This is a genomic window from Lacimicrobium sp. SS2-24 (assembly GCF_002201535.1).
In the GTDB taxonomy this organism is placed as follows: domain Bacteria; phylum Pseudomonadota; class Gammaproteobacteria; order Enterobacterales; family Alteromonadaceae; genus Lacimicrobium.
Window position 1 is genome coordinate 1 of sequence record NZ_NIWW01000018.1, and the last position, 2,926, is coordinate 2,926.

5 protein-coding genes are annotated in these 2,926 nt (G+C 42.8%); all 5 read left to right on the forward strand.

The window, feature by feature from the left end:
- The first annotated feature begins 376 nt into the window (after positions 1–376).
- The 5 genes from CCY32_RS17020 (at position 377) to CCY32_RS17140 (ending at position 2,797) form a co-directional block, all read left to right on the forward strand.
- Positions 377–625 (forward strand): RNA-binding protein, encoded by a 249-nt coding sequence (locus tag CCY32_RS17020; protein WP_088332881.1) that lies wholly within the window; start codon positions 377–379, stop codon positions 623–625.
- A 327-nt stretch (positions 626–952) separates the two neighbouring features.
- On the forward strand, positions 953–1,198 hold the full coding sequence (locus CCY32_RS17135; protein WP_141096262.1) for a hypothetical protein: 246 nt from the start codon (positions 953–955) through the stop codon (positions 1,196–1,198).
- Positions 1,199–1,339: 141 nt separating this feature from the next.
- Positions 1,340–1,759, forward strand: coding sequence for a hypothetical protein (locus CCY32_RS17030; protein ID WP_141096263.1), 420 nt, complete (start codon positions 1,340–1,342; stop codon positions 1,757–1,759).
- Positions 1,760–1,854: 95 nt separating this feature from the next.
- Positions 1,855–2,118 carry a hypothetical protein gene (locus tag CCY32_RS17035; protein WP_088332887.1) on the forward strand — a complete coding sequence of 88 codons (264 nt, stop codon included), beginning with the start codon at positions 1,855–1,857 and terminating at the stop codon, positions 2,116–2,118.
- Between the two features lie 148 nt (positions 2,119–2,266).
- On the forward strand, positions 2,267–2,797 hold the full coding sequence (locus tag CCY32_RS17140) for a hypothetical protein (protein WP_141096264.1): 531 nt from the start codon (positions 2,267–2,269) through the stop codon (positions 2,795–2,797).
- Positions 2,798–2,926: the final 129 nt, after the last annotated feature.

The window sequence follows — 2,926 nt, forward strand, 5'->3', positions numbered from 1 at the left end:
TTTCTTTATTTCATTGTCATCTCCGCGAAGGCGGAGATCCAGTGCCCTTTTACTGCGTCATCTAAGGTCACTGGGTTCCCGCCAACAGTATGCGGGAACGACGCCACCGTCTGTCATGCCCGAAAGTTTTCGTCGGGCATCCAGAAAATGCGCAATGACAGCCTCATTTTTAAAGGGCTTTTTTATACCTCTGATATTAACGTTCATTATGCGATATATTGGCCGCCTAAATGAATGCTCAGGGCACAATGCCCGCGCTGGCTGAAAAGTCTGGTGGCTTATTTTATCCATGAGCCTGGATTTGCAGAGCAAAGGTCAGCCAGTATGTAACTATGCCAGTGTTATTAATGAGCAATAATTACTAATCGGAATTTATATGAAATTGATAGTACGCAACTTAGATCGGGCAACGACTGAAGAAGAGCTGAAAAGCATTTTTCAGGAGTTTGGAGCCGTTCAGTCATGCAATCTGGTCATCGATGGAGCTAGCGGTTTATCTAAGGGTTTTGGGTTCGTAGAGATGCCTAAAGTGGGTGAAGCAAAAGCGGCAATAAAAAACTTAAACGACAAGTCTGTTGGCAACAGTAAAATACGCGTTAAAAAGGCCGAAGAAAAAAAGGCATAATTACAAGGTTGCGTCGCCCTCACCGTCATGCCCGAATGTTTTAGTCGGGCATCCAGTGCCCTTGCCTTAGAACAACATTGCGATGCCGTCACTGCCCATTCAGTTGCCTAGATTCGATACTGCTAGATGTCTGCGATGAGCGAATAACGGACTTCGGCTGTTTCCCCCCTCGTAAGGTTATGCACAAAGCGCTGGTAGCTGGCTCCAAGCTATTGTTAACATGGGAAAAATGAATAAAAACTGTGAATAAGCGGGACTGTGTCCTCCGCGGCATACCGTGAATTCATGGTAATAACATTGTTATGTACTAAAAGGAATTAGTTAGATATGAAAGCTATTGTCGGCACAGTATTTATACTATTCGGTGTTGTAAATCTTGTATCGGAGCAATCAGGTTTTATTGGGTGGCTGCTAGCAGGTTTGGGCACAATTCTCTTAGTTGTACAGCTATCAGGACCGCCCAAGAAAAGAAAATATCAAAAGCGTAAAAGTGGCGGTGCTCATCATAGCCAGACATATGAAGGCTCAAATTACGATTCGACCGGAGGAGATTCTGGAGGTGGCGGTGACTAACGTACATAACAAGGCCACACAAGCCGGACAAAAACTCGCTGTCACTTTTCTTGCAAAAGGTTGCAAAAGGCGCAACAAAAGCGCCATCAATTTTTTGCCGCTGGTGGCGGTGTTATGTCTCACACAGGGAGTTAGTCTGACGTGCCTATTCTGATTTTTATGTTATTGATGTTCTCTGTTCCAAGCACAGCGTCTGATATAGAAGACGCATCGTTAGAGATCCAGCTGCTAACTTATTCAGATGACAATCTTGAAAAAACGGAAAGAATGAGTACCTTGTTGATGGATTTAGATGGCAGTTATGCTCAACTGAATGAACTAAAAGGACCTGGTATTAACTCTTTGTGTGATGCTATTGCCTATCTTCAGGAAGCGCAGATTTCGTCAAACGATAATAGTTTGAATGAGACTCTCAACTCATTGAAATCAAAGTTGAAAATTGCGATAAATGATTATAAATATTCGTATTCATTATTCAGTAGTTGTCGTCAGTTGCTTGGTCTGAAATTTGTTTGTCCAAGAGGGGAAGGTAAGTGTAGCAAGGAGGATGGAAACCAATGAGACATAACGAACCGTTAAACGCCTGCGCCAACAAACAACGCTGGCACGGACTCGCAAACTACGCTCGCCCGTTAACGTGGCGTTAGGTGCCGTTGTTGATTAGGTTCATCTCTTCGATAGTAACTTGGATCATTCTCTGGCTAACTGTTGGCCTTGCCTTTGGCGTGTTAAATCATGGACATGCCTGGCAAGTCTTACCTATGTTCGGGGCATTTTTCGGGTTAATTGGTGGGTTATGTTTTGCCATCATCGTTCAAGTCGCTGTTGGCTTTGACAACTTTAAAGATTCCAGTCAAGGTATCCTTTATGGCCTAGCTGCAACACTATTGTTCGTACCAACTTATATATCTGGCAGTTGAAATCGAAATTGTTTACCTAATCGGCATCGCTGCGGTTACAGGACCAATTTCAGGGTACATCTCCTCGCTAGTTAATAATAGATTTTCCCGTTATGCGGGCGTTAGGCTTCTCAAGAATTGTACACAATGTAAGGATTAGGAGTATCCAATGAAATTAAAATCGATAATTACTGTTTCTGCTGTTCTGGCGTTAACGGCATGCTCAAAGCCGTATGATTACACTGGCTCATATGAGGCTACTAAAGGGGACAGTTGCGAAGTTCAACCTGGCGACAATACATTAATTACCATATCACCAGCCATTGAGGGTGAAAATACATATACAGCTAGATTAAGTTCCCAAATGTCTGGCGGAGGTGTTTTTCCGGTAGAAAGTAAACCTTCGAAGGTTGCTGAGGATGGCTCTTTAACCTTTATGTTTTTTAAAGAAGGAAAATCTGGCTTGTTTTCTGGTAAACCTGCTGTTGATATGAAAATTAAGCTTATAGATAAAGATGATGCCTACATTTATCTGCAAAGTTGGCCTGTAACTGTTTCAGCACCGAACAATCCTGCTTTAGGTGGTTCTTTCGATTTTGTAAAAGATCCTGAAATATCAATGATGGGTCGCAAAGCGCCAAACGAATTATCTAAACAAGCAGGCAAAAACGGTCTATGCCTTAAAAAATCAAGTGTTTAGTAGCCTAACAAGTTTGTCAACAGGACATTTTTTGCTACGTTCCGTTTTGCGGTAGCTTCGCTACTTTACCGCAAAACTCCACTACACAAAAAATGCCTGTTACAAAGGCGTAACTGTCGGTCCGCCTCT

Bases quoted from the DNA above. Each gene is read 5' to 3' on its own strand.
- CCY32_RS17020 (WP_088332881.1), top strand. From the start codon at position 377: ATGAAATTGATAGTACGCAACTTAGATCGGGCAACGACTGAAGAAGAG.
- CCY32_RS17135 (WP_141096262.1), top strand. From the start codon at position 953: ATGAAAGCTATTGTCGGCACAGTATTTATACTATTCGGTGTTGTAAAT.
- CCY32_RS17140 (WP_141096264.1), top strand. From the start codon at position 2,267: ATGAAATTAAAATCGATAATTACTGTTTCTGCTGTTCTGGCGTTAACG.